The organism is Halorubellus sp. JP-L1 (genome assembly GCF_011440375.1).
Lineage (GTDB): Archaea > Halobacteriota > Halobacteria > Halobacteriales > Natrialbaceae > Halorubellus.
Genome location: NZ_JAAOIR010000003.1, coordinates 32,467 through 56,299, shown reverse-complemented (window position 1 = coordinate 56,299; position 23,833 = coordinate 32,467). Strand labels below are relative to the sequence as shown.

General features: G+C 66.4%; 29 protein-coding genes. 14 read left to right on the top strand and 15 right to left on the bottom strand.

What is annotated here, in order from left to right:
* The first annotated feature begins 181 nt into the window (after positions 1 to 181).
* From G9C85_RS14080 to G9C85_RS14070, 3 genes are all read left to right on the top strand, one after another.
* Entirely contained in the window at positions 182 to 763 is a 582-nt protein-coding gene (locus tag G9C85_RS14080) for a hypothetical protein (RefSeq protein ID WP_166041111.1), read from the top strand.
* A 188-nt stretch (positions 764 to 951) separates the two neighbouring features.
* Positions 952 to 1,374, top strand: a complete 423-nt coding sequence (locus tag G9C85_RS14075; protein WP_166041108.1) for a hypothetical protein — start codon at positions 952 to 954, stop codon at positions 1,372 to 1,374.
* Positions 1,375 to 1,499: 125 nt separating this feature from the next.
* A complete protein-coding gene (locus tag G9C85_RS14070) occupies positions 1,500 to 2,165 on the top strand; it encodes a hypothetical protein (protein ID WP_193570766.1) in 666 nt (221 codons plus the stop codon).
* Here G9C85_RS14070 and G9C85_RS14065 read toward each other — a convergent pair.
* Complete coding sequence (locus tag G9C85_RS14065; RefSeq protein ID WP_166041106.1) at positions 2,117 to 2,806, bottom strand: YqjF family protein; 690 nt, start codon at positions 2,804 to 2,806, stop codon at positions 2,117 to 2,119. The two genes, G9C85_RS14070 and G9C85_RS14065, sit on opposite strands and share 49 nt — an antisense overlap.
* Positions 2,807 to 3,083: 277 nt before the next feature.
* Here G9C85_RS14065 and G9C85_RS14060 point away from each other — a divergent pair, with 277 nt between their 5' ends.
* The 3 genes from G9C85_RS14060 to G9C85_RS14050 all read left to right on the top strand — a co-directional run bounded on the left by G9C85_RS14060 (position 3,084) and on the right by G9C85_RS14050 (position 5,943).
* Entirely contained in the window at positions 3,084 to 4,031 is a 948-nt protein-coding gene (locus G9C85_RS14060) for a DUF4268 domain-containing protein (protein WP_166041104.1), read from the top strand.
* A gap of 237 nt (positions 4,032 to 4,268) precedes the next feature.
* Positions 4,269 to 4,790, top strand: a complete 522-nt coding sequence (locus G9C85_RS14055; protein ID WP_166041102.1) for a halocyanin domain-containing protein — start codon at positions 4,269 to 4,271, stop codon at positions 4,788 to 4,790.
* 331 nt (positions 4,791 to 5,121) lie between these two features.
* Positions 5,122 to 5,943 (top strand): winged helix-turn-helix domain-containing protein, encoded by an 822-nt coding sequence (locus G9C85_RS14050; protein ID WP_166041100.1) that lies wholly within the window; start codon positions 5,122 to 5,124, stop codon positions 5,941 to 5,943.
* A gap of 126 nt (positions 5,944 to 6,069) precedes the next feature.
* Here the strand turns inward: G9C85_RS14050 and G9C85_RS14045 are convergent, their stop codons facing one another.
* From G9C85_RS14045 to G9C85_RS14015, 7 genes are all read right to left on the bottom strand, one after another.
* A complete protein-coding gene (locus G9C85_RS14045) occupies positions 6,070 to 6,390 on the bottom strand; it encodes a nickel-binding protein (RefSeq protein WP_166041098.1) in 321 nt (106 codons plus the stop codon).
* A 468-nt stretch (positions 6,391 to 6,858) separates the two neighbouring features.
* Positions 6,859 to 8,067, bottom strand: a complete 1,209-nt coding sequence (locus G9C85_RS14040; RefSeq protein ID WP_166041096.1) for a TIGR04347 family pseudo-SAM/SPASM protein — start codon at positions 8,065 to 8,067, stop codon at positions 6,859 to 6,861.
* The gene (locus tag G9C85_RS14035; RefSeq protein WP_166041094.1) at positions 8,068 to 8,394 is read right to left on the bottom strand and encodes an Htur_1727 family rSAM-partnered candidate RiPP; all 327 of its coding nucleotides are present in this window, start codon (positions 8,392 to 8,394) and stop codon (positions 8,068 to 8,070) included.
* A 113-nt stretch (positions 8,395 to 8,507) separates the two neighbouring features.
* Positions 8,508 to 8,813 carry a CGCGG family rSAM-modified RiPP protein gene (locus G9C85_RS14030; RefSeq protein WP_166041092.1) on the bottom strand — a complete coding sequence of 102 codons (306 nt, stop codon included), beginning with the start codon at positions 8,811 to 8,813 and terminating at the stop codon, positions 8,508 to 8,510.
* Between the two features lie 125 nt (positions 8,814 to 8,938).
* Positions 8,939 to 9,580 carry a hypothetical protein gene (locus G9C85_RS14025; protein WP_166041090.1) on the bottom strand — a complete coding sequence of 214 codons (642 nt, stop codon included), beginning with the start codon at positions 9,578 to 9,580 and terminating at the stop codon, positions 8,939 to 8,941.
* 2 nt (positions 9,581 to 9,582) lie between these two features.
* Positions 9,583 to 10,476: a ParA family protein gene (locus G9C85_RS14020; protein WP_166041088.1), complete on the bottom strand. Its 894-nt coding sequence runs from the start codon at positions 10,474 to 10,476 to the stop codon at positions 9,583 to 9,585.
* Between the two features lie 343 nt (positions 10,477 to 10,819).
* Positions 10,820 to 11,314, bottom strand: a complete 495-nt coding sequence (locus tag G9C85_RS14015) for a CBS domain-containing protein (protein ID WP_166041086.1) — start codon at positions 11,312 to 11,314, stop codon at positions 10,820 to 10,822.
* Positions 11,315 to 11,350: 36 nt separating this feature from the next.
* Between G9C85_RS14015 and G9C85_RS14010 the strand changes: the two genes are divergently transcribed.
* Positions 11,351 to 12,076 (top strand): hypothetical protein, encoded by a 726-nt coding sequence (locus G9C85_RS14010; protein ID WP_166041084.1) that lies wholly within the window; start codon positions 11,351 to 11,353, stop codon positions 12,074 to 12,076.
* A 296-nt stretch (positions 12,077 to 12,372) separates the two neighbouring features.
* Complete coding sequence (locus G9C85_RS14005) at positions 12,373 to 13,320, top strand: hypothetical protein (RefSeq protein WP_166041082.1); 948 nt, start codon at positions 12,373 to 12,375, stop codon at positions 13,318 to 13,320.
* A 350-nt stretch (positions 13,321 to 13,670) separates the two neighbouring features.
* Here G9C85_RS14005 and G9C85_RS14000 read toward each other — a convergent pair whose 3' ends face one another.
* The 3 genes from G9C85_RS14000 to G9C85_RS13990 all read right to left on the bottom strand — a co-directional run bounded on the left by G9C85_RS14000 (position 13,671) and on the right by G9C85_RS13990 (position 15,465).
* Positions 13,671 to 14,015 (bottom strand): HalOD1 output domain-containing protein, encoded by a 345-nt coding sequence (locus G9C85_RS14000; RefSeq protein ID WP_166041080.1) that lies wholly within the window; start codon positions 14,013 to 14,015, stop codon positions 13,671 to 13,673.
* Positions 14,016 to 14,232: 217 nt separating this feature from the next.
* A complete protein-coding gene (locus G9C85_RS13995; RefSeq protein ID WP_166040999.1) occupies positions 14,233 to 14,535 on the bottom strand; it encodes a hypothetical protein in 303 nt (100 codons plus the stop codon).
* A gap of 195 nt (positions 14,536 to 14,730) precedes the next feature.
* Positions 14,731 to 15,465, bottom strand: coding sequence for a GNAT family N-acetyltransferase (locus tag G9C85_RS13990; protein ID WP_166041078.1), 735 nt, complete (start codon positions 15,463 to 15,465; stop codon positions 14,731 to 14,733).
* Positions 15,466 to 15,693: 228 nt separating this feature from the next.
* On the opposite strand from G9C85_RS13990, the gene G9C85_RS13985 reads away from it, so the two are divergent.
* Positions 15,694 to 16,302: an FxLYD domain-containing protein gene (locus G9C85_RS13985; protein ID WP_166041076.1), complete on the top strand. Its 609-nt coding sequence runs from the start codon at positions 15,694 to 15,696 to the stop codon at positions 16,300 to 16,302.
* A gap of 103 nt (positions 16,303 to 16,405) precedes the next feature.
* Here the strand turns inward: G9C85_RS13985 and G9C85_RS13980 are convergent, their stop codons facing one another.
* Positions 16,406 to 16,723: a hypothetical protein gene (locus tag G9C85_RS13980; RefSeq protein WP_166041074.1), complete on the bottom strand. Its 318-nt coding sequence runs from the start codon at positions 16,721 to 16,723 to the stop codon at positions 16,406 to 16,408.
* 165 nt (positions 16,724 to 16,888) lie between these two features.
* Between G9C85_RS13980 and G9C85_RS13975 the strand changes: the two genes are divergently transcribed.
* Positions 16,889 to 17,086, top strand: a complete 198-nt coding sequence (locus G9C85_RS13975) for a DUF4177 domain-containing protein (RefSeq protein WP_166041072.1) — start codon at positions 16,889 to 16,891, stop codon at positions 17,084 to 17,086.
* Entirely contained in the window at positions 17,079 to 18,158 is a 1,080-nt protein-coding gene (locus G9C85_RS13970) for a S46 family peptidase (protein ID WP_166041070.1), read from the top strand. Before G9C85_RS13975 ends, G9C85_RS13970 begins: the two co-directional genes overlap by 8 nt.
* Positions 18,159 to 18,224: 66 nt before the next feature.
* Here the strand turns inward: G9C85_RS13970 and G9C85_RS19270 are convergent, their stop codons facing one another.
* Positions 18,225 to 18,956, bottom strand: a complete 732-nt coding sequence (locus G9C85_RS19270; RefSeq protein ID WP_369680825.1) for a DUF4112 domain-containing protein — start codon at positions 18,954 to 18,956, stop codon at positions 18,225 to 18,227.
* Between the two features lie 200 nt (positions 18,957 to 19,156).
* On the opposite strand from G9C85_RS19270, the gene G9C85_RS13960 reads away from it, so the two are divergent.
* Positions 19,157 to 19,795, top strand: coding sequence for a phosphatase PAP2 family protein (locus G9C85_RS13960; RefSeq protein ID WP_166041068.1), 639 nt, complete (start codon positions 19,157 to 19,159; stop codon positions 19,793 to 19,795).
* Positions 19,796 to 19,832: 37 nt separating this feature from the next.
* On the opposite strand, the gene G9C85_RS13955 is transcribed toward G9C85_RS13960, so the two are convergent.
* On the bottom strand, positions 19,833 to 21,488 hold the full coding sequence (locus G9C85_RS13955; RefSeq protein WP_166041066.1) for an FAD-dependent oxidoreductase: 1,656 nt from the start codon (positions 21,486 to 21,488) through the stop codon (positions 19,833 to 19,835).
* Positions 21,489 to 21,680: 192 nt separating this feature from the next.
* Between G9C85_RS13955 and G9C85_RS13950 the strand changes: the two genes are divergently transcribed.
* Positions 21,681 to 22,034, top strand: a complete 354-nt coding sequence (locus G9C85_RS13950; RefSeq protein WP_166041064.1) for a hypothetical protein — start codon at positions 21,681 to 21,683, stop codon at positions 22,032 to 22,034.
* Positions 22,035 to 22,097: 63 nt separating this feature from the next.
* On the opposite strand, the gene G9C85_RS13945 is transcribed toward G9C85_RS13950, so the two are convergent.
* Positions 22,098 to 22,745, bottom strand: coding sequence for a TVP38/TMEM64 family protein (locus G9C85_RS13945; RefSeq protein WP_166041062.1), 648 nt, complete (start codon positions 22,743 to 22,745; stop codon positions 22,098 to 22,100).
* Between the two features lie 127 nt (positions 22,746 to 22,872).
* Here G9C85_RS13945 and G9C85_RS13940 point away from each other — a divergent pair, with 127 nt between their 5' ends.
* A complete protein-coding gene (locus G9C85_RS13940) occupies positions 22,873 to 23,802 on the top strand; it encodes a diacylglycerol kinase family protein (protein ID WP_166041060.1) in 930 nt (309 codons plus the stop codon).
* Positions 23,803 to 23,833: the final 31 nt, after the last annotated feature.

The window sequence follows — 23,833 nt, the reverse complement described above, 5'->3', positions numbered from 1 at the left end:
GCGCTGGCTCACCACGGAGCGAAACCGGATAGTGGAGCCGCCGCACCGAAACAGTTCGAGACCGATAATTCCCACTTGCGACGAGTCACTCGCGTATTCGTCTCCGGTTCCAATCCGGATTGATGCCACTGAAAGTATTTGGGAGTGACCTCATGCTCCACTGCCCCATGGACGGAGTACGATGAGCACGAAACAGGACCAACCGGGAGACGAGACGAGGAACCGAACGATCGACGCGCTCTCGGACGGCGTCCGTCGGCGTATCGTTCGCGTGCTCGCAGAGGCGACGGCCCCGGTCTCGCTGGAGGACCTGGCGAAACGGCTCGTGGCGTCCACGCCGGAGGCGACCGGGACGAACGACGTCGAATCGCTCCGCGTTCGACTGCACCACGTCCACCTGCCGATGCTCGCTGCGTCCGGGTTGGTCGACGTGGACGACGCGACGCGCGAGGTGACCGCCACGGACCACGCGGTGTACGACCGCGAGAATCCCAGCGAAATCCCCCTCGGCGACGCCGGTTCGTCGAGTCGGCGGCGCAAGGAGCGCCGTCGACGCGGGGTCGTCGCGATCCTCGCGTCCGAGTCCGAACCGATGGATCGAGAGACGCTCGCCCGCGAACTCGCCCACCGGGAGTCGGACGGGCGACCCGCGGCGTCGCTCGTCGACGACATCGACGTCGCACTGCACCACCAGCACCTCCCGAAACTCGACCGGAGCGGAGTCCTTGAGTACGACTCCGACGCTGAAACCGTCCAGTACTAATCAGCAAGCGAGGCCGACGCCACGGGGAGGTGGACGCCACGGGGAGGTGGACGCCACGGGGAAATCGACGCTACGGTGCGCCGACACGACGTCCAGTAGACGACGCACCGGTCCGACCCCGACTCTTGGACGTCTCGCGCGTGCGAGGAACGACCAACTATTTCCTCCCTGGCCCGAACTGTCGACGCATGAACAGACGACGGTTCGTGGCGACCGCGTCGAGCGTTGCGGTACTCGCGACCAGCGGGTGCAGCCGACTCTCGCCCAGTAACTCGGCGCCCGAGCATCCTGGCGGGTCCATCTATCTCTCCAACACGGCTCGTTCGGAGCTGACCGTCACCGTCTCGACGGTCGACTACGAGCCGGCGAAGAGCCTCGAGACCACGGTTCCATCGGGAGAGCACGTCGTCCAGCCCGAGTTCGTCTCCGCGGCGCCGGGCGCTGCGGTGACGGTCGCCGCCCGAATCGGCGACGACGGCGACCGCCTCCCGTTCGAGTTCCTCCCCGCCGGGGGCGGAGACGGGAGCGATGCCCCGCCCGAGTACGCGAGACTCTCGATCCGGAATGCCGTCGAAGCGAGCGCCGAGTGGACGGCTCGACCGGGAACCTGATTGTCCACTCTGCGAGCGCGACGACCGCCGCTGTGCACCGGCGGGAGCGCACCCGCCCCTCGTTTACGTGAAATATCCCTTTGAGGCACCGGGCGTCCTTTAACCCTCTCTGCGACAGGTTACGTATGAACCGAGGCATCTTCGTCGCCGGGCTGCTCGTGGTCGGGCTCGTGGCGGCGGTCGGCGTCGCCACGGTCGTGCTCGGCGTCGGACTGGCGCCGTCGTTCGTCGAGAGCGGGGAGGCGAAACCGCCGACGCTTCAGTCGTTCGAATCGGCTGACGCGCACTGCACGGACGACTTCAGTTCGAACACCTCCACGTCGATCCACGCGAGCGGCGCGAACACGGCGGTTACGTACAGCCAGAACGTCTCCCTCTCGGACCCGTCGCGTGACGTCGGCAACGCGACGTTCGAGCGCGTGAACGAATCGACGTACGTCCTCTCGATCTCGACGGCGGAGACCGAGAAGGCCTCCAGGGACTGCCCCGGCGTCGCTCGCTACAACGCGACCATGCGGATCCCGGCCGGCGACGACCCCTGGCGGATCGTCGTCCAGCACGACGGCGAGAACGTCTCGACGATCTACGGCGACTCGAACAGCTCGCCCCTGAGCGGCTCGGCAAGCGGTGGCGGGAGCGCGAGCGGCGGGAGCGCCAGCGGTGGTGGAAGTACGAGCGGTGAGGGGAGCGACGGCGAGGGGAACGAGACTGCCAGCAGAATGGACGAGAGCGCCAGCGACGCCTACAGCGGTCGTGGCGCGTCGAGCGTCATCTCCAGGCCCGGACTGTAGTGGACGAGCGACTGCTCGTCGGGCGCGTCGAGGCCGACCGCGTCCAGGAGCGTCCGGTCCGTGACGGTCGCGTCGGCGGGCTGGACGGTCCACGGCGGGTGGCCGACGGAGCCGACGAGTCTCGTTCCGAGCGGCCCGGTCGCGACGTAGCGCTCGCGGTCCACGAGGAAGGACGCCAGCGTATCGGGTGCCGTCGTCGCCGGGTTGCCCGCTGGCTCGAACGCGACCGCCAGGTTCGCTCCGGAACCGTCCCGGCGGCGTGCGTCGACCTCCGTACGGTCGCCACGGGTGCGGCGGTCGACGTGGGCGTGCGAGGTCGGGACGCGGAAGAGCGTTCGCGCCGCGTCGGCCGCGACGCGGTCGTTCACGTCCGCCGAGAGGAAGTGGATGGCTCGCTGGCCGTCGGGGGTCGTGACGTACGTTCGGAGGGCGACCGTCTCGACGTTCTCCCTGAGCGGGACGCCGAAGGCGTCGAACCGGTCGATCGTGAGCGCGATGGCGGACACCCACGCGGACCCGGCGACGGTGTCCGGTTCGGTCCAGTCCGGAACCGTGGCCCGCACTCGCGCCGGCGAGACCGGCCAGTGGACGAAACACGCGTCGGCGAGTGCGAGCGAGAGCGGACGGATCGGACCGAGCATACCAGTCCGTCCGTTGGCGACGTCCTTGAGTGACTCGCCGCCCCTTCGGCCCTGGTCTCTCCCCGGATGCCGAACGGTCGACCGGAAACCAGGCGTTGGCAAACAACTGCTGGAACGCTGGCGAGGAGGCGCCGACGGGGTGACAGATGAGGGCGTTTTGTGGGTCGCGTAGGTGTAATCTGCTGTATCCCGGCTTGAATGGCGGGCTTCTAGTCTTGAAATTTACACTATTCTGCAGTAGGAAGATGCATCTGTTACTGGCTGGTAAAAGTGGAGTATGCCCGAGTTTGGGTCGCTAGAATCACAGGAGGTACGATCGTACTGGGAACACGAAGCAGACGACTTCACTCCATGGTTAGCAGCGGAGATTCGAGCCGAACCCGCTTCGAAGCTGGAAGAAGCATTGGAATTGGATTTGGCGGTGCTCGAGGAGGAGAAGAGCGTCGGTCGATACAACGTCGACATCTTTGCAGAGGTGGTCGATGACAACCGCAAAGTGATCATCGAAAATCAACTCGGGTCCTCTGACCATGACCATCTCGGGAAATCGATCGCGTACGCCTCGGGCGTAGATGCAGATATCATCGTCTGGATTGCTCCACGATTCTATGACGAGCATCGAGATGCGATGCAGTGGCTAAACGAAAACAGCCGAGAGGGCGTCGACCTCTTCGCGATTCGGCTGGAAGTGTGGCGAATCGGCGATTCCGAGCCAGCAGTGCGATTGAATCCGGTCGCAGAGCCAAGCGAGTGGAAAGAGAAAGCTCAACGACCCCAGAACGAACTGAGCGACACGGAGACGTTGCGAGAAGAGTACTGGACGACCTTCCGAAACCGAATCGAAGAGGAGAACTCGGTGTTGAGTGCCCGTAAACCATTCCCCGACTACTACTACAACAACCCCATCGGGAAGGCCGGTGTCGAACTCCAATTCACTATCAAAGCCACCGAGAACGAACTCGGTGTCGCACTGGTCATTCGGGATGACGCCGAACTATACCAGCACCTCGTCGGCGACCGTGAAGCGATCGATAGCCAGTTTGGACAAGAGGTGGTATGGGAAGAACCCGAGGAGACACGGGCAGGCAAAGCCCGCAGCAAAATCACTGTAACCAAGCACGCTGAGGTACAGGACGAAGCACGCTGGGACGAGTATACGGAGTGGATGCTCCAGGCGGGCGAACAGTTCCACCACGTGTTCTACGACCGGCTGCAGGTGTACTAACGACCAACTCCAAGTAGGAGATTTCCCAACTTCGGGAGGCAATCGAACCAGGCCGTTCGAAACACGAAACGCTACTGTCGAATCCTCGAATACCTGATGTATTTATGGAAGTACAGGGAAAACGGTCCGCCTCCGAGTTCGACCCATAAAGCCCGTCCGGTCGTTCTCGAACCGTGATAACAAATCGCTTAACTCCGCACGCTGGCGCACTATAGAGTAGCGCAGGTGATCGAGATCATGGAACGTTCGGACGTCGACCGTCGTACAGTTCTCAAAGGAGTCGGTAGCGTGACGGTCGCTGCGACGCTCGCCGGTTGTTCGTCGAATGGCGGCGACGGCGGCGACGGCGGTGACGGCGGAGACGGTGGCGATGGCGGCGACGGTACCGACGGCGGCGACGGTGGCGGCGGTAACTCGGAGGTCGACAGTTATCTGTCATCGACGTCCAACTACGACGGGATCGAGGACCGCACCGGCGAGAGCGAGGTGACGGTAGAGGTCGGCGTCGACGCCAACGGCGCTGCGTACGGCTTCGGTCCGGCCGCGATCCGTGTCGACAGCGGCACGACGGTGGTCTGGGAGTGGACCGGTCGCGGGAGCACGCACAACGTCGCGCACGACGGCGGCGACTTCGAGAGCGAAACGACCGCCGAGGAGGGATTCACGTTCGACCAGCAGTTCGACGAGTCCGGCACCTACCTCTACGAGTGCACGCCGCACACGTCGCTCGGGATGAATGGCGCCGTCGTCGTCGAGTAGGGTCCCTCCCTACGGGGTTTTGTAGTCGACCGCTTCCGTTGCTCTTTCTGCGATCGTACTGAATACAGGGCGCAAACTCAGCACTGGCTCGGCTAAACCTGACAATTCGAACCAATACGATATATGAACCGACACGTTCCGGTTCCCTCGTATCACGTTGCGTGTACGCCGCCGTCGACGAGTACTACGGATCAGTTTTCTTAGCCTACAGGGAGTTCGGTAGCAGGCCACTGTCTGGAACGCACGAAACTGAGAAGGATCAACTTCGAATTCTCGGGGGTTAACCGGGTGAGAGTTCGGATTATTATAGATAGAGCACATAGGGTACCGTATGAGGTATTCTGGACCTGCCGGTTCTGACATACTCATCAAGGCCGTCAAGCAAGCGCCGATGCTTGCTGCGCTGCGAGAAGAGCCGTTGGCTCGCCACGAGTTAGAGACGAGGCTCGATATCTCGAAATCGACCGCTCACCGGAACACGAAATCGCTGGCCGAACGAGGTCTGCTCAAGAAATCGAACGGAGACTTCGTACTCACCGAGTTCGGGCAAGCAGTCGCCGACGTCGTTGCGGCGTACGAAAAAGAGATGGACACGACCGTTCGTCTCGCTCCGGTGTTCGAATCTGTCTCCGGTATTGAACCGCCGTGCCCCATCGAGGCCTTCGCAAACGCGACTGTCACGTCTGCGGATCGGGGCGATCCGTTTGCGCCGTTGGCGCGGTTCGTCTCTCTCATCCGAGGGTCTGACTCGTTACGCATGTTCGACTCGTATGCAATCGCACCGACCTACATCGACGAAATACACGGACGAGTGCTCGACGGAATGCGGACGATAGTCGTCGAACGTCCCGACGTAGCAGAGGACATTATGGAGAACTACCCGGCAAAATGCGTTCAATTATGCGCGAGCGACTTTCTCGAGATGCGGTTACACGAGGGGCTCCCCTTCGGACTTGTCGTCCTGGACGATTGCATCGGCATCGGCGTCCGAGGTCCCGACACGGGGATTCCTCGGGCCTTCGTCGATACCGAGTCGAACGAGGCCCGTGAATGGGCGGAGACGATTTTCGAGTCCTACTGGAACGAAGCAGTTCACTTGAAACGATTCAATCCGAAGGCGTTGAGAGAGGCATTGGAGGCCAGCGCCCAATAATCGGAGTTACGAGACTACGTGGGTTCGGTCGAGACCCGGCCAGGGTGAGTATGACGGTGAAAAATCGGTCAACCTGGTGGATGTGCTCGTATTAGTCCTTAAATCGGCGGACACTTATCATGACCCTCACTGTGGGTCTCCAGATTGATACGGGCCCTCGACGGGTTGGCCACGACGCTCGATTCGCGTTATCGGAAGTCCCGCACAGTCGGCGTAGTCACGCAGCGCGTCTTCGTTTTCGGCCTTGAAGTGACAGAGGGTGCCGGTGACTTCGTTGTCCTCGTTGGTCATGATCTCTGACTCGACCCATTCGATGTCAGTGCCTGCATCACGTACCGTATCTAGCGCCGCAACCGACCGCTCACTGGCGCGTTCTCGTTCGGCGTGAGTCACGGGTTGGTCCAGTAGTCGCAGGATGAGGTAATCCTCCAGCTCTTGGTCGATCATAGGCCTTCCCCCCGTCGCTGTGGCTGTGGTTCAACGATTTGTTCTGCCGACGGGATGTCTCGGTGAGACATAAACAACCGTACGCAGGATTGAGATATGTAGCTATTCTCCGGGATTTCCCCGGAGAGAGGAACGACCCCACCCGTCGAAACGATTCGAACAGGGTTTGTCACATGATTCCACTTTCTGCTGATCGATCTGAGTGCTCTGTCTATACGAAACATACGGAGTCCGGTGAACGGTGTAGATCCGCCGTTCGACAGGTGATCCTCTACTTACTGGACAACTGATCCACGTTTCGTATCCGGATTACACCTGACCTTCGTGCTGACTTCATCCTCTGGATGCCGCACGGCTGTTGTGTCCGTTTCTGTGGATTTCAATTGAGCCAGTGGGATACGTCACCAAGCCTTCGGAGTGTATCGCAACCTCCACGAGTCCCTGGTGCCAGCCCGTTGCCCGGACTGGTCAGTCAGCGAGCGCCGGACCCGTCTCGTGGTCGTGACCGTCGATCTCGTCGTCGGTGAGGTAGCACTGGGGGTCCTCGCCCCAGAGGTCGCCGGTGGCCGTGAGCGCGCGCAGCCTGGACCCGCCGCGGCAGACGTCGACGTACTCGCAGCCCTGGCAGCGCTCGGGGAGGTGCCGTTCGCGGTCGCGGAGCGCGCCGAGGAGCGGGTTCGTCTCGTCCGTCCACACGTCGCCGAACGCGCGGTCGCGGACGTTCCCGAGGCTGTAGTCCTGCCAGAACTGCGTGAGGTGGACGTTCCCCTGGTAGTCGACGTCCGCGATACGCTCGCCTGTTGGGTCGCCGCCGTTCCGTCGGAGGTACTCGCGGACAGCGCTGGCCCTGGTCGGCCCGAACGCCTCGCGCGCGTACTCCACGAGGAACCCCGCGTCGGCGTAGTTCCCGACGAGGAGCGTCTCGATCTCTGCGCCGTCGGCGTGGTACTCGCGGGTGAGGTCGCAGACGCGCCGGACGGCCTCGCGCTTCTCGACCGGGTCGAGGTCGGCCTCGGGGACGCCGCGGCCGCCGTAGTCGAGGTGATAGAAGCAGAACCGGTCGACGCCCTGCGCGTGGAGGAGGTCGACGACGTCCTCGAGGTCGGGTGCGGTCCGTTCCGTGATGGTGTACCGGAGTCCGGTCTTCACGCCGACGTCCTGGAAGACCTCGATGCCACGGAGTGCCGCGTCGAACGCGCCCTCGACGCCGCGGAAGTCGTCGTTCGTCTCCCGCAACCCGTCCACGCTGACGCCCGCGTACTTCAGGCCGGCGTCGCGAAGCGCTCGAGCGCGCTCCTCGGTGACGAGCGTCCCGTTCGTCGACAGCACGGGCCGGATGCCCTGGTCGCTCGCGTACGCGACGAGGTGCTCCAGGTCCTCGCGAACGAGGGGCTCGCCGCCCGAGAAGAGCACGACGGGGACGCCGAATTCGGCGAGGTCGTCGAGCAACCGCTCGCCTTCGGTCGTCGATAGCTCGCCTGGCGCGCAGCCGTCGTCCGCGCCGGCGTAGCAGTGCTCGCAGTACAGGTTGCACTGCTTCGTCGTGTTCCAGACGACGACCGGCCGACGCTGCTTCTCCTCGCGGATCTGGGGTTTCTCGGACTCGTCGGCGGCGTCGTACCGGAGGCCGTCGCCCTCCGCGTCGAGCCCGCAGAGGAGCTTGCTGACCGAGATCATCTACGGGAGCTCCCTGTTCCGCGGTTCGTCGTAGTCGTCGCCGCCGTCGAACCCGGAGACGTCCGTCGGCGCCGGCTCGGCCGCTTCGTCCAGGTCGTGCGCGCTGAATCGCGTGAATCCGCTCGCGGGACACACCCAGACCTCGTCGGCGTACCACGCGAACAGTCGCGTCGCGCGTCGGTAGGCGTCCTCGGCGTCGTCGGCGGTGACGCTCCCGACGTGCCTGAGCGGTTCGTCCGGGCCGTCGCGTACGAACACCTCGAACGCGGTGCCGTCGTCGGCGCGCGGCCGTTCGGCGACCGTCACTCGCTTCGTTGGCGACTCCATGATGATGTGGTATCGGTGGGATCTGTAGGTGGTTGGTGGTCGTTCTCGTCTCGCTGGAACGCCCCCGAACGGATTCGGGGGACGGGAGTACGCTGTGGATCGGGCCGCGACAGTCAGGGGACGTGGACGCGCGTCACGTGCCCGCCGCACCCGCACTGCTCGACGTACTCGTACTCGGCGTCCGCGTCGAGTTCGGCGTCGAGGACGGGATAGAGGTAGTCCTCTGGGTGCCCGTGTGTGCCGTGCGTGACGAGATTGACGTGTACGCCGCTCGCGGTGTGCGCGACGGCGTCGAGCGCGTGCTCGACGAGCAGCCCGCGGTCGGTCTCGTACTGGTCGCGTTCGAGGTTGGCGGACCACGACCCCTCGTGGACCGTCTCGGTGATCGGCTCGACGTCCTCGCTGGCTGTTTCGGTCATACCGGTACGTTGGACGCCACACCCCGAAGCCCCGTCGGCGAACATATTCGTAGCTGGCGCTCGACGACGCGGATCTCCCGCAATTCGACGAGTGCCACGACCAGAGAGCGGACCGACGATGGCCTTCAATCTTCGCGCGTGTACCCCATCGTCTCGAGTTCTTCGACGACGGCGTCCCGGTTCCGGAGCGCGGCGCGGTACACCGCTTCGCGGATGTCGAAGACGGGGATGTCGCGCCCGAACAGCTCTTGGGCTTCGGCCTCGAGCTGCTGCTCGCCGACCTTCACGTCGTCGTGCACGAACAGCGTCAGGCGCTCGTCGCGCTCGAACTGCACCGACTTGTCCTTGAGCATTCGCCGAACCACGTACGGTTGCTCGGTGCCGCCACCCGACTGCTCAGTGTCGTCACCCGATCGCTCGACGTCGCCACCGGGTTGCTCCGTGTCGTCACCCGGTTTCTCGGCGTCGTCACTCCGCGACCCGATCCCTTCCGATGAACCACTATTCGCTATATCATTCTTTTCGACGTCGTCGGACTCGCCGTTCGATTCCGTGGCGATCGCGTCCGTTCCCCCCGGTGACGCGGCCTCGCTGCGCGACTCGGTGGCTCTCCCCCCGGTTTCGCTGCGATCCGAACCGCGTGACTCGGTCTCCACCTGCCCCGACTCCGCGTCGACCGCCTCGGATTCGTCCGCTTCGGCCTCGGACTGCTCATCGTCGTCGTCGCCGCCCCAGACGTCGCCGGTCCCGGACTTCATGCCCCCCATCGTCACACCTCCGCGAGCTCCTCGAGTTCGCCTGGCGCCGGCGGATTCGGTGCCTCCAGGCCGCCCTGGGTCTCGATGTGGCGGGCGAGCTCGTCGAACTTCGCGAGCGTCTCCATCTCGTGGTCCCGATGACGGTCGCGGTACTCGCGAACGTACGTGAACGCGCTGCACTGCTGACGCCAGCACCCCTCGAAGAGTGAACTGCGCTGTCGGAACACCACCGGGACGTCGTACCCGAGGTCGCGGACCGCTTCGAGGATCTCCGTCTGGTCGTTCGTCCCGCTGAAGCCGTTCGGGACCGCCGCGAGCACGCCCACGCCGATCTCGAGTTGCTCGCTCAATCCGGTGACGAGGTCCTCGAGCCCGTTCACGGACGCCTGCCCCTTCGCGCTCGGCTCGACCGGGAGGACGAGGTTCCCGCTGGCCGCGATGGCGTTGTAGACGCCCGCGCCAGGTGACGCCTGGGGGTCCATGATGACGACGTCGTAGTCCTCGTCGACGTCGTTCTCGCGGAGGACGCGGAGCAGTTGCGTGTACTTCGGGAAGCTCTCGCCGAAGTCCGAGCGCGAGTCGGCCTCGCGCTGGAGGACGTCCTCGAGGTCGTCGAGCATGTTGTGCTCGGGGATGACGTCGACGCCGTCGTGGTCGATGTCGTGATAGATGAGGTCCTCGAACGGGCCCTTCTGGCGGTCGACGAGGTGCCGGACGAGGTGGTCCGCCTCGGAGTTCGCGCGGTCGTGGTCGATGTCGAAGAGGTGACTGAGGTCGCCGTCCTGCGGGTCGAGCGGGATGACGAGGACGTCCAGTCCTGCGCGAGCGTGTGCGACGGCGAGGTTCGCGGTGAGCGTCGTCTTCCCGACGCCGCCGGCCTCGCTGTATACCGTGTACGGTAGCATTGACGACGCGTAGGGCCTCCTGGTACATATATTTCATCCAGTCGTTCCAAACGTTTGTTTCACACTAACGTTTGTAACAGCCGTTTGCAACGACTGTTTGTAATAGACGCTTGAAATGGTTGGGCGTTTACGTTCGCCACGTCCGATGCCCACGACGGACGTCAGCTGGTAGAAGCGTCGGAATGAGCAAGCGTGCAGAAAGATCGACCACTTCGGTCAGAGAGGACCGACCGCATCGGTCGCAGAGACCGATGGCCCGGTGTCGCTCGCTGTCGAGATGCTGGTGGATGGGAAACGATCGGGGCGCTGTGCCGAACGAACGACCGCGGGATCGGGTCGACGCTCACATTCGCTCGGACTGCGCTTCGATGATCGACGTCGCCTTCTGGAACTCGCGCCCGAGCACGAACAGGAGGTCGTCGAGCGTCACGATCCCGAGCAGCGACCCGTCGTCGTCGACGATCGGGAGCCGCCGGATGTTCTCTTCGCTCATGCGGTCGAGCGCCTCGAACACCGTCATCTCCGTGGACCCCGTCACGAGCGACTCCGAGAGCAGGTCCTCGGCGGTCCGCTCGGTGACGTCGGGGGCGTCTTCGAGGGCGAGCGCGATCCGTCGGTCCGTCAGGATGCCGACCGGCTTGCCGTCCTCGACGACGACGACGCTCCCGACGTCGTACTCGTCCATCGCAGCGACGACGGTCGCGATCGGGGTATCGCGATCGGCGGTCACGACGTCCGTCGCCATGATCTCGTCGATGCCTGCTGGCTGAAGGCTCGGTCCACTCATCTGCTGGCCCTGCTGCTGGCCGAACTGCCCACGCGACTGCTGCTGTCGCACGTCCCGACCGGGGGGCGACTGCTGGGGGTGCTGAGGGTGGCCCTGATGTTGTTGTTGGCCTTGCCGGTGCTGCTGGCCCTGCGGAGGCTGCTGATGCTGCCCGGACTGCTCCTGGGACTGCTGCTGGCCGCCCGGAGGCTGCTGGCCCTGCGGAGACTGCTGGCCATGCGGAGACTGCTGGCCACTCGGGGGCTGTCGACCGCCCGGAGGCTGCTGGCCACCCTGCTGTGGCCGCCCCTGGGGCTGCGGGAACTGGCGCTGGTTCTGCATCGACTGCTCTTGGCGGTGCTGACCGGTCTGGTGGTGCTGCTCGTACTGGCCCTGGTGCTGCGTGTGTCGTCCCTGGGACTGCTGTCGTGCGAATTCGCCCGCGACAGTCTCCTGCTGGCCGCGCACCTCGGTGTCGCGTGTCTGGGCCTGCCGCTGGTCGCCCCCACTGCGCTCGCGGAGCTCGAAGCCGCGCTCGTACGATTCGGACAGCTCGTCTCGCCCTCCGGTGTCGCCCTCGGACTTCCGGCGGCTCTCGGGCGGACCCCGGTTCGTCGACGGCGGTCGTCCGCCGTCGCTTCGGGTCGGCGTGGTCGAGCGACGATTCTGCCGGTTCGGATCGGTGGAGTTGTGTCTCATGGTGGGTGGCGTGACCGCGGCGCTCTCGCCCCGGCCGCTGGTTGCAACCTCCGACGGAGCACACATAAATCCACGACTTGGGTCAGCCGTCGTCTGCCTGGAACGGCTCTCAACGGCGGTCTACTGGTGGATTAACTGTTCGTGACCGAACCACTGAGGCGCGCAGGAGGAGCGTACCGCCAGCGAGCGCGCTCGTCGAACCAGCGCTCCGGTCCGATTGAATGTGGAACGTTGACACGCGGCGAGCCATCTGGGGCGGTCGCGTTTCGCGCGCGTTCAAATCCTTCACGAGCGAGTAACACTTGCTATCCTCGAGCGAGCGAATTTGAACGTAGACTATACTTAAGCGGGTCGTTGCTGTGGGTCCTACGTAGCCGGAAGCGACCGACTCGGCTACGATACACACTAACGCGACATAGAGAGACACACTCATGAAAGAGACACCCACGCGAGAAACTGAGACACCGACGAACGAGACGTTCGACGAACAGCTGAAGGCGATGGAGCACGGCCAGCGCATGCTCACGCGATCGACGATGCGTCCGTTCCAGCAGGCCGCCGAAGCCCAGTGGAACCTCGGGAAGATGTTCCTCCGGGGACTGGAACTAAACGAGTCGCTCCAGCGGACGGGGACGGAGGTGACGCGCGAGGCGTTCCAGAATTACCTCGATTCGTTCGAGACGGCCGCGACCGACGTCACCGAGGAGGTCGAGCGCGAGCTCCGCGAGACCGAGGACCGACAGACGTCGGCGGCGCGGCGGTTCCGTCACGCGACCGACGCCGTGACCGACGAGATGTCGAGCGAACCCACCCAGCAGCGCACGGGCCAGACGCACCCACAATCCCGACAGCAACCGCCGGGCCAGCAGTCTCGGTCCCGACAACCCCAGGATCAGCAGCCGGGGATGCAGCAGCACCTGATGCCACCGGGCCAGACGTCGCCGAATCAGCAACCACAGGGTCAGCAGCCCGAGATCCAGCAGAGACAGCAGCCCCAGGGGCAGCACTCGCAGCAGCCCCAGGGCCAGCAACCCGAGATGCCGCAACCCCAGGACCAGCAACCCGGTATGGAACAGGGAGGGCAGCCCCAGGGGCAGCGACCGATGGGAGAACAGCAGTTCCCGCAGGAGCAGGGGCCACCCCCGCAATCCCAGTCCCAGCAGGCTCCTCCCACGGAACCGACCCTGCAGCAGGGGCCGCCGACGCAGCAGGGTGGCCAGCAGCCGGCAGAACAGTCGCCCGGCCAGCAGGCCGGCGCGACGCCCCCGCTCCAGGAGGCGGGCGCCCAGCCGCCGGAGATGGCGTCGGAGTCCCGGGACCTCCAATCCGGGGATGACCAACCGCCGTTCGTCGACGCGAACCCCGACCCGCGTCACTGACCCCCAACGACCCGACAAAGCCGCTCGAACCCCGCTGTCATCCCCACGCTCGGCCCCCAACTCGCCGACTCGCTTCTTTGCCCACTCGCGGCACGCATTCACTACACGACTCGTCCACTACACGACTGTTCGAGACGCGCGCTCGAGTGGACGTCGACGACCACGTGACGAACCAGCTCGTTGCGCTCGACGAGCGCGTCTGCTGGACGTGCGGGCAGGCGACGACGCGCAACCGTGTCGAGCGGACGCTCGCGGACCTCCGTGAGGCCCGTCAGTCGCTCCGTCGCGGAACGTCGCACGGTCACGTTCTCGGCGTACCCGATCGAGGACGCCGACGGCGTCGCGGCTGGCTAGCGGTTTGCTGGTGCGCCGTGCCGCGTAGGGCGTGGTGCGGGCGGTGTGATGACTATCTCGCCGGTACTGTACACTGTGACCTGGTAGCCGTCGATGGTGAACGCGACGTGCCCGGGAACCTGTTCGGTGTCGGGGTCGACGTTCGAGAAGATCAGGTCGAGTGCGTCGGGGTCGACGCTATCGTAGAGGACGAATCCCGCGTCGGTGACGTCCTCCCCCATCACGTCGGCGAGCGCGTGGATGACGGTCGTGCTCAGCTTGGCCGTCCCACTGGGGTCGTGGTAGGCGTGGTATTCCTGCGGAGGCGATTGAGGTGCGGGCTGGCTTGAGACGTGATGCATGTCGTCACCTGATAAGCTATGCCTGGTAGTTCAAAACCTTGTCCCTTCGTTAACCTCGGCTTACGTGTTTCAGGCTGCGGTCGCGGCGCGGGAATCGTCGCCCCGCGACTCGCGGTGTGGGATGGGTAGCCGAGCGTGGGATTGGCAGCCGAGGGAGAGAAAGCGGGCGTTTCGAGCGCCGGGCTCGAGCCGAGGTCGCGTCGTCGCTCGAGTGCGCTTACTCCTCGTCTTCGTCCTCGTCCTCGCTCTCGCGGGGCTGGACGAGCACGAGGGCCTCCCAGGCGTCGATGCCGGGATTGAAGACGCTCTCGAGCACGTAGTCGTCCGGCCCGATCGGGACCGCGTCCTGTGGGTGCTCGATGGAGACCCACCGGAGCGTCGGTGAGTCGACGTCCATCTCCTCGATCGGCGTCGTCTGCGGGGCGGCCTGTTGCTGTGTTCCCGGCGGCTGGAGCGTCTCGCGCCGGCCCTGGCTTCCCTGCATCGGTTGGCCGCCCTGTTTCGGTTGTCCGCCTTGCATCGGCTGCCCACCCTGCGTCGGTTGTCCGCCTTGAGTCGGTGGGCCGCCCTGCATCGATTGCTCGGACTGTCGCCCCTGCTGATCGTGTGGATTCATGCGCTCGCCCGTTCGCTGCCTGCACCCTAAAGTATGGGCCGACAAACCGACTGCCGGCCGGCAACTGCAGGCTGCGTGCCTGCACGGAGTACTCGAGTGCTAGAGGTACGCGTCGTCCCACTGGTCGGCGCGATGCTCGTTCCCGCACTCGTCGCACTCGAGTCGGTCGAGGCCGTCCGCGACCACGTCCGTGCTCCCGCATTGCGAGCAGAAGTACCCCCACGCCTCGTCGTCCCCGTCGCGGACCTCGAAGAACGGCGCCTCGGTGCCGGGAATGGGGTCGTCTCCCGCGACGCGCATCGACTGGTCGTCGGCCTCGAGCGATTCCGGGACGTCGACGTTCGGCTCGTTCGAGTCGAGGGACTTGCTGGTGGTCGTGTAGATCTCCTGCGCGTACGATTCGTCCGTGCCGAAGTCGAGGTCCGTCGTTCCGGATGCCGACAGCCCGAAGCGTTCGAGGAACGCGCTCCCTTCGCTGGCGTCCTCCAGGACGTGCGCTTCGAAGCGCTCGCCGTCGAGGACCTCGTCGCGGACGTGCTCCACGAGTGCCGTCCCGGCACCCTGGCCGCGTTCGGTCGGTTCGACGTGTAACCACTCCAGCCAGCCGTCGGGGTGGACTTCTGCGAACCCGACGACGCCGTCGTCGTCCGCCGCGACGACGACCGACGGCGCGTCCTCGTCGTCGAGGCGGTCCGCGAACGCGTCGTCCGCGAAGTAGTTCTCTATCAGCGAGTCGATGTCCCCCGGACTCAGCGCGTACGACGACTGGAACGAGGCGCGTGCGATGCGTTCGATCGCCGAACCGTCGGCTGCCGTGGCCGATCTGACGTCCATACGTGACCCTCTCCGTCGAGCGCCAAAAGCGATGGCACTGCAACGTCCCCGCTCCCTCGGCCAGACGCCCGCGTCGCCGCGACGGCGCGGTCACGGTACCGTCTCTTCGAGTCCACTATCTGACAGCCACAGCCTCCGCCGTCGCTGGTATGTACGGGCATCCGCACGAACACCTTGCAGGGCCATGTAGAAGCCCTATCCCCGCCAGGGCACGGGATACGACTGCACATGGAACGACGAAAGTTCATCGCACTCGCCGGCACAACGGCCACAACTATCAGTATTGCAGGGTGCGCGAGCCCAGACGAAGCCGGCACCGCCGGCGGCGCCGGCGCGACGGAAGGCACGGAAGCTGGCGCCGACGAAACGGAAGGTGAGGACGGCGGAGACGGTGAAACGACGGAGGAAGCGGACGACGAGGTGACGACGACCGAGTCGGGCGAGGAGACGACCGACGAATCGGCTTCCGAGGAGGTCGACCCCGCGGACGTCGAGGGCGAGACGGACGACGTCAGCGAGAACGCCGAGGTGGTGTCCCACGAGGCGTTCCGGGACGGCGAGACGGTCGGCGTCCGCGGATCGATCGAGAACACGGCCGACGAGGCGCTCGACTTCGTCGAGGTCGAGGTGACGCTGAACGACGGCGACACTGTCCTCGGGGAGTTCATCGACACGAGCGACGAGGAGATCGACTCGCTCGCCCCCGGCGACCAGTGGGACTTCGAGGTGACGTTCGACGACGAGGCGCTCACGTCGGAGACGACCTACACCATCTCGGTCGAAGCGGAGACCGGCGCGGTCGACGGCACCGGGACCGGCACCGAGACGACGGCCTGACTGACCCGCCAACGACGACGAAATCGCTTCGACGATCGGCGACGCCACGGCGACGCGACGACCTCTTCCTCGCCGTCGTCGCTCGCACGGTCCTGCTGGAACGTCACATCGACGCGTCGTCACCCTCCTGCTGTTCGTTCGGTGTCTCGCCCCCGCGGTCTGAGTACCGTTGGCGGCCGACGGCGGCCGACCCGACCATGTTGAAGATCGTTTGTCGAACCCCCTCCGCGTCCTCGTACTCGCGCTCCATCTCCTCGGACAGGACCTCCCCGACGGTCGTCGTCCCGTTCTCCAGTTCGAGCTCGCGGTCGCCGAAGCGGTCGAGGACCTCGTCGTGGGTCATCGGGTACGATTCGTCCTCGAGGTCGTCCGTGAGCGATCCGAACTCGATTCCCTGCTCGCGGTTGTCGTGTTCTCCCATACGGGCCGTCGGCACACGCGTGGGGTATCCCTGTTGCCGGCGACTGCCGGGGGGTTCGGTCCCGGGAGCGGCGTCCGCATCGTCGTCGCAGTCGCGCCACGGGGTCCGCGGCCGGCGTGCAGCCCCATGCAGGGAAGTAAAGCACGCATCGACCGAGGGGGACGTATGGACGCGCCCGACCGTCGAACGTGGGAGTACGAGACGCTCGAACCCCCGACGGGCATGACCGACCGCGAGGTGAGCGACCCGAAGCGGGAACTGAACCATCTCGGCGCGGACGGCTGGGAACTGGTCGCGACCCTGACCTACGACGGCGGCGGCACGAAACTACTCGTCTTCAAGCGTCCCGTCGAGCATGCCTGAGTTCGACACGGCGACGACGCTCCGCGAACGCGTCGACGTGAACGCGTACTGGTTCTGGTTCCTCCACGGCGCGGACCGACGGTTCGTCGTCGCCGGCCTCGCCGCCCTCGTCTTCCTCGCGTTCGTGACGTGGGGAATCATGAAACCAGTCTCGCTGCAGACGACGATGGAGACGAGCGACATGGTCGAGACGGTGTTCGCGGGCCTCGTCGGTGCGATCATCACGAGCACGACGCTCGTCGTCTCCATCAACCAGCTCGTGCTCTCCCAGGAGATCGGGTCGCTCGGGACGCTCCGCAATCGAATGAATCTGGCAATGGACTACCGGCGGTCGACCGACAACCTCCTCGGGCGGACGTCGCCGTCGGACCCTGCGCGGTACCTCGCCGCGCTCGTCGAGACGACCGAGATCCGCGCGGTCGACCTCCGCGACGCGCTCGCCGACGGGGACGCGTCCGGCATCTCCGTGAACGTTGACGAACGGCGAGGGGACGCCGACGACCTCGAAGGCGACGTCGACGACCTCAAAGGCGACGCCGACCACTTCGAGAGGGACGTGGATGCGTTCTTCGAGGATCTGCTGTCGAAGACGGCACACGCTCGCGAGGCGCTCGACGGCGCGGAGTTCGGGACGTTCGACGTCGTGGCCGCGGCATTGGACTTCGAGTACACCCGGCTCCTCCACAACACGCGCTGGCTCGCCCGGAAAGCCGGGGATAGCGTCGGGGACGGCGATCGTGCCGCGTTCGACGAGCTCGTGGAGGTCCTGGCGATGTTCGCCCCGCTCCGCGAGTACGTCAAGGGCCTGTACATCCAGTGGACGCTCGTCCAGCTCTCGCGCGCCATCCTCTACTCGGCGGTCGTCGCGTTCACGGTCGCCGGCGGGATGGTGGTGTTCGTCGACGCGTCGACGTTCTCCGGAACCCTCCTCGGCGTCGACGTGGTGCTCTGGGTCGTCAGCGGTGCATTCACCGTGTCGACGCTTCCGTTCCTCGTGTTCGTCGCGTACGTCCTCCGGCTCGCGACGCTCGCCAAGCAGACGCTCACGATCGAACCGCTCCTCCTCGAGTGAGCTACGGCCGCGAACGAGGCCGCGACGCGGCCATGCGTTCGCGTCCCGCGGTCGCTCATTGGGACGTCAGTACGCGTCGTCCTCGACGTGCTCCTCGAAGGTGGCGACGTTCCACTTGTTCGCCTTCCAGAACGCGTCGAAGAGCACGCCGACGAGCGGGACGGACCCGACCACGAGGTCGACGGCGACGAGCGCGAGCATCTTCTGGAGCGCCGACCGCGGAACGCCCGCTCGCGCCGCTTCGAGGACGATGTACAGCGACCCGACCGCGGCCACGAGGTCGCCACCGCCCGGAAGGATGCCGAGGATGGGGTCGATCCCGACCTTGAACGACGTCCCGGGAACCGTGAACGCGTCGTCGAGCAGGTCCCCCATCTTTCGTGCGCGCTCCAGTCCCGCTCGCTTCGCGGATTCGTCGTCGACCTGTTCGACGATCGGCGGTCGCTCCGCGGTCGACTGGAGTCCGATCATCTCCGAGCGCGAGGACTCCGCCGACTGCGGCAGTTCGTCGGACGTCTCCGCCACGGGATCGAAGTACTGCGGGGCGTCACCGTAGTCGTCGTCCGACGACCACCCCGGCTCCCCCGCCGGCGCACTCGCGTCCTCGCCATCGGACGCGCTGTGTCGTTCCTCGAGTCCGCTCCCGGAGTCGGAGTCGGAGTCTTCGTCGCCCGTCCCGCGCTCGATCCCCTTCTTGGCGTTGAAGTCGAACGGCTCCGCGTCGTCGTCGCCGTCGTGAGGTGTCTCGGCGCCGTCGCCGTGTGGTGTCTCGTCGTCGTCGGTGTTTCGGTCGGTCACAGCGTACTGGAGCGGAACCACGGGGTTAACCTCACGGCGCGCAGGCGAAAGGCCCGCTCGAAGCGCGGCCGCGCCCGCTCGCCCAGTGGTGGGATTCCCCCGTTCGGTCGAGGCGCCGCGAGCGTTCGCCGGCGAACGGGCCGCGTGCCGGCAACAGCAGGCAGGACCGTCAATGGCGTCGTCGCCGTATCGTCGCGGAAATGGACGTGGTCGCGGAGTTCATGCGAGCGTACCCCTACGTGTTCCATCCGAGCACCGTCCTCGGCGTCGGCATCCTCGTCCTCGTCCACTACGAGTGGGCGCACCAGGACGACCCCGACACCGGCCTGTGGCCGCGCGTCGGGGCCTTCCTCGTCGCGGGCGTCCTCGCGCTCGCGCCGACCGCAGTCTACATGCTCGTCACCGGTTCCGGGATCAGGGAGACGACGCAGGGGAACGTCTGGCAGGTCGACGCCCTCGTCGCCGGTGGCATCTTCATCACCGCCGCCGTCACGTGGCTCGTTTGGCGTCACTACGACTGGGGGGCGCTCGTCCCGCCAGCGATGGTCGCCCTCGCGGCCGTCACCGTCCCCTACGCCGCGCTCTCGCCGTTCTGGAACGTCTCCGGGCACACCATCACGGCGTTGATGCCGACGCTGTACCTGACGCTCGTCGACCGGAAGTTCTGGCCGCTGCTCGCCATCCCCGCCGTGATGGTGCCGAACCGCATCTATCTCGACGCCCACACCTGGCCGCAGGTCGTCGGCGCGGTCGTCCTCACCGTCGTCGTCGTCGTCGCGCTGTACTGGCACGCCAACGGCGGGTCGCTTCGGCCCGCGAGTCAGGGCATCGGAACGTAGCGCGAACACCACGAAGCACGGCTGTGGCCTCGGTGGCTCACGGGTCGTTGCTGGAGAGTTTGCCGGGATCGTAGCGGTCGAGGTCGTCGACCGCTGGCGCGTGGAGGACGGTCCCGTCGTGGTCGAACCGCGAGCCGTGACACGGGCAGTCCCAGGTGCGCTCGCCGTCGTTCCACTCGACGCGACACCCCATGTGGGGGCAGACCGCCGAGACGACGTGGAACTCGCCGTCGTGGTCGTGGTAGACGCCGACGGACTCGCCGTCGACCTCGAGGACGTCGGCGTCGCCCCGGTCGACGTCGCGGACCGCGGCCGGACGCGGATGCTGGAGGTGGTCGCCGAGGAAGTGCGACATCGCGTGCCTGTTGTGCGCCACGAGGTCGCGCTTCGAAGCGCCGAAGTTGAACCGCGTCGGCTCGAACACCGAACTCCACTCGTTCTCGCGGCCGAGGATGCGGTCCGCGAGCAGTCGGCCGGCCGCGGTCCCGTTCGTCATCCCCCAGCCGCCGAAGCCCGTGGCGACCCACACGCGGTCGCTGCGCGGGGAGTGCTTCCCGACGAACGGCACGCCGTCGACGGAGACGAAGTCCTGGGTCGACCACCGATGCACGACGGACTCGACGTCGAACTTCTCGCGAGCACGCGCCTCCAGCTTGCGGTACCGCTCGGCCGTGCTCCCGCCGTGGCCGGTGCGGTGGTTCTGGCCGCCGACGAGCGCGAGCCGCCTCTCGCCCGCCGGCCGCGACCGCACCGAGAAGTACGGCTCCGACGGGTCGTAGTACGTCCCCTCCGGCGGGTCGTCGGCGAGTTCGACGGCGAGCACGTACGACCGCTTGGGGGAGAGGCGGGCGTAGTAGAACGCATGGTCGTAGACGGGGAAGTTCGTCGCGACGACGACGTCGTCGGCCGCGACCTGCCCGCGGTCGGTCGTCACGCGGCACGGCTCGCGGGAACTACCGGGGTCGACGTCGACGACGCGCGAGTGCTCGAAGATCCGACTCCTGCCGTCTCCTCCGCCGTCGTCGCCTCCGTCACGGTCACCGTCGACATCGCGGTCACGAACGCCGTCTCGGTCACCGTTGCCCTTGGAGTCGTCATCGACGGCGTCGGCGAGCGCGAGCAGGTACTTCCGCGGGTGGAACTGCGCCTGGTCGTCGACGCGGACCGCGGCTTCGACGTCGTACGGCAGCGGCGTCGACTCCACGAACGACGCCGACAGGCCCGCTCGCGACGCCGCGTCCGCCTCCGCCCGCAGCGATGCGACCTCGTCGCTCGACTCGGTGTACGTGTACGCCGGCGTGCGCTCGAAGTCGCAGTCCACCTCGTGCGCGTCGGCTATCGATTCGACTTCGTCGATCGCGCGCTCGTTCGCCGTCGCGTACCGTCGAGCCGTAGTCTCGCCGAACTCGTCGACGAGATGGTCGTAGATGCGGCCGTGGAGCGACGTGAGCTTCGCTGTCGTGTGGCCAGTGACGCCCGTCACGATCCGGTCGCGCTCCAGGACGACGACTGACTGACCGGCGGCGTCGAGGTGGAACGCGGTCGTCAGTCCGACGATGCCGCCGCCGACGACGACCGTGTCGGCGTGCACGCCGCCCTCGAGTTCGTCGTAGTCGGATTCGTCGGTCGTCGCGAGCCAGATCGACGTCGATTCGTCCGTGCTCTCGTCGGCGTCGTCGGTGAGTCCAGACATGCGTGTATCCCGAGGTACGTCGTGACGTCCACTCGCGGTCTCAAAAGTCCGCGGCCGGCGGTCGCGTGCCCAGTGCCACCGACCCACGCGGATCGACGGCGGCGCGCTTGGGCGCCGTCGACGCGACGGACCGCAACCCACCCCGTCACACACAAGCCACCCTCGTATTACCGCGTCCTCGCTACGGGACGCATGGTCAGGGACGAGGTTCGCTGGCGGAACCAGCGACCGAAGGCATTGAACTGGGTCGCGGCCGCGTTTGCCGGCGTCCTCGCCGTGCTCCACGTCGGCGCCTGGTTCCGTACTATGGAGGGAGAACCCCTCGTCCTCGCGGTATTCCTCGTCGTCTGGCTCGGCGTCTACTTCACCCGCTACTGGCAGCCAGTCCTCTACCTCCTCGCCGCGGTCGTTCTCGGGAGCAGCGTCGCGATCGACCTCCTGACCACCCTCCCCGACGAGCCGTTCCCCTCGCTCGTCCTCGGTACCACCGCTGCCTTCGTCGTCTCCGCCCTCTACTTGTTCGTCTCCGAAGAGCACTACACGTAGCGACGGTCGGCTGAGCGGGTTCGCTCGCGCAGCTATACGGATCCGCTCTCGCCGATTGCCGATTCAGCTCGCGTTCTGCCGGCCGCGCACGAACTTGAACGTCGGCCCGGTGAGCAGGAGGAGGGCCGCGGCGGCGGTCCCCGCGAGCAGCCAGGGGCTGTACTCGACCTCCGAGAGCGCGAGCCGGTGCATCGAGTGCCCGATGAGGACGGCCGCGACCGCCCAGGGGAGCTCTCCGAGGACGGTCCCGGCCAAGAACGTCGTCGGCTTGACGTGCGCGGCGCCGGCGGCGAGCGACGTCGCCTCCGCCGGGACGGGCGCGACGCGTGCCGCGACCATCCCCCGGAGGTCGCCGGTCGCGTGGAAGAACGAGTCGCTCTCGTCGGCCGCCCACCCGAGCACGCCGCCGTCGAAGTCGAAGTACCGCACGGCCGCGTACGGGACGAACGTGCTGATGGCGGCGCCGGCGAGCGCGACCGGGACGCCCACTACCAGTCCGTACTTGAACCCGACGAGTGCGGCCAGGGGCGTGATGGGCCAGGCAACGAGCGACCGGCCGAGGTACGCGGCCAGCAGGACGACCGGGAACCACGGACTGTCGAGGACTGCACTGAACGCGTCGACGACGACGGCCGGCCGGAGGACGATGGCGAGCACGACGAGGACGACCACGACGATGGCCGGGACGAGTCGTCGCTTCACGGAAGCCATGACTCCTGTACCTCGCATCGAGGAATAGTCGTTCGGCCACCATTCGCAAGCAACCGCCGGGTCGTCGACGCGAGCGCGGGCACCTGCCGACCGGGCGTATTTGCGGCTTCGCGTCGAACCCGCGTGCATGGAGCGCCCGGATCGATCCGCGGAGTCGAGTACGTCCTCGCGCAGGCTCGTCCTCAACCCGACGAGCGGCCGCGGCGAGCACGTCGCGGACGCGCGACGCCGCGCCGACGAGTACGGATTTTCGGTCGTGGAGACCGACCATCGCGGTCACGCCACCGAACTGGCGCAGGCAGCCGTCGACGACGGCGTGGACACGCTCGCCGTCTGCGGCGGCGACGGCACCCTCCACGAGGTCGTCGTCGGCCTGGACGAGTGCGGCGGACTCGAGGACGTGACCGTCTGCGTCGTTCCGGCGGGCACCGAGAACTTCCTCGCCGGCGACCTCGGGATCGACTCGATGGAAGCCGGGTTCGAGGTCGCGGTCGACGGCGAGCGCCGACGCCTCGACCTCGGCGTCGCGAACGACGAACCGTTCGTGCTCTCGGCCGTCCTCGGTCTCCCCGCGGACGCGAGCGCCGCCGCGACCCACGACCTCAAGAAGACGTACGGCCCGCTCGCGTTCCTCGTCGCCGGCGTCCGCGAGGGGCTCGCGTTCGACGCCCTCTCCGTCTCCATCGACGCGCACGAGCCGACTGGCGAGGAGACGTGGTCGGGCGACGCGATCGCCGTCCTCGTCGGGAACGTCCGAGGGTTCGCGAAGGACGGAGGCCAGGCGAACGCCGAGGACGGCCGGCTCGACGTGACCGTCGTCGAGTCGATGCCGGCACACGACGCGATCACGGAAGCCATCGAGCAACGCCTGCTCAACTGGGACACCGACCACGTCCGCGAACTCCAGGCGACCAGCTTCGACGTCGCGGTCCGCGACGGCGCGACGAACTGCAGTCTCGACGGCGAGATCGAGTCCGTCGAGCAGGCGCACTTCGACGTCCGGCCGAGCGCCCTCGCCGTCGCCGTCGGCGACGGCTACGACCCCGCCCCGGACTGAGGGCGGGTCGCTCGGCGCATTCGATCCGACC